Source organism: Pseudomonas saliphila (assembly GCF_008638345.1).
GTDB classification, from domain to species: Bacteria; Pseudomonadota; Gammaproteobacteria; order Pseudomonadales; family Pseudomonadaceae; genus Halopseudomonas; species Halopseudomonas saliphila.
Map to the genome: position 1 here is coordinate 1 of NZ_VTVA01000052.1, position 1,188 is coordinate 1,188.

The window sequence follows — 1,188 nt, forward strand, 5'->3', positions numbered from 1 at the left end:
GGAACGTCTGAAAAAGACTTTCTAAAACGGTAAAATGGCGCAGCCCATTTTCGAGATCACCGCATGAAACAGATGAGCTTCGCTGACGCCGAATACGCCGGAAAACGTAAGCAGACCCGCCGTGAGCGCTTCCTGATCGAAATGGATCAGGTTGTCCCCTGGAAGCCATTGCTGGCATTGATCGAGCCCCATTATCCCAAGGGTGAAGGTGGGCGCCCTGCCTATCCGCTGGAAGCCATGCTGCGGGTTCATCTGATGCAGAACTGGTTTGGCTACAGCGATCCGGCGATGGAAGAGGCCCTGTATGAAACGACCATCTTGCGGCATTTTGCGGGCTTGCAGCTAGATCGCATCCCCGACGAAACCACCATCCTCAACTTCCGTCGCTTGCTGGAACGCCACGGCATGTCCACCGCGTTGTTCGAGGTGGTGAACCGTTACCTGGGTGAACATGGGCTAATGCTCCGCCAAGGGACCATAGTCGATGCAACCATCATTCATGCACCCAGTTCGACCAAGAATGCAGACGGAAAGCGTGATCCCGAGATGCACCAGACAAAGAAAGGCAATCAGTACTATTTCGGCATGAAGGCGCACATCGGTGTGGATGCTGACACAGGTCTGGTTCACAGCCTCGTAGGCACACCTGCCAACGCTGCTGATGTCACTCAGGTAGACAAGTTGCTGCACGGCGACGAAACTCATGTGTGCGGTGATGCTGGTTACACCGGCGTCCAGAAACGGGACGAGCATAAGGAACGCAAGTCCGTGGTCTGGTCGATTGCCGTGCGTCCTGGCAAGCTCAAGACGTTGAGCAAAACCAAGCTGATTGAGAAAGGGTTACGCCGAATCGAACGCGCCAAAGCCAGCACCCGGGCCAAGGTCGAGCACCCGTTCCGGGTGATCAAATGCCAGCTTGGCTTTACCAAGGTGCGTTACAAAGGTTTGGCCAAGAATACCGCCCAGCTGCATACCCTGTTTGCCTTGGCGAACCTGTGGATGGCCCGAAAGCAGTTGTTGAGCGCGGGATAAATCCGCCCGGAGTTTCGGGTATGGCGGCCTGACAGGCCGAAAGCGGGCTTAAACACCCCCAAAGCGTGACCAGGCTCGATGAAATCGTTCCCGAAATGATTTTTTGCGCGTTGAGGTCAGAATCGCCGCCAGCGGGGTCAGTTCTTCAGACGTTCC

1 protein-coding gene is annotated in these 1,188 nt (G+C 55.7%); it reads left to right on the forward strand.

Going from position 1 to position 1,188, the window contains the following annotated elements; genetic code table 11:
* Window positions 1–63: 63 nt before the first annotated feature.
* Window positions 64–1,032: an IS5 family transposase gene (locus tag FHK95_RS19955; protein WP_150306376.1), complete on the forward strand. Its 969-nt coding sequence runs from the start codon at window positions 64–66 to the stop codon at window positions 1,030–1,032.
* Window positions 1,033–1,188 lie beyond the last annotated feature (156 nt).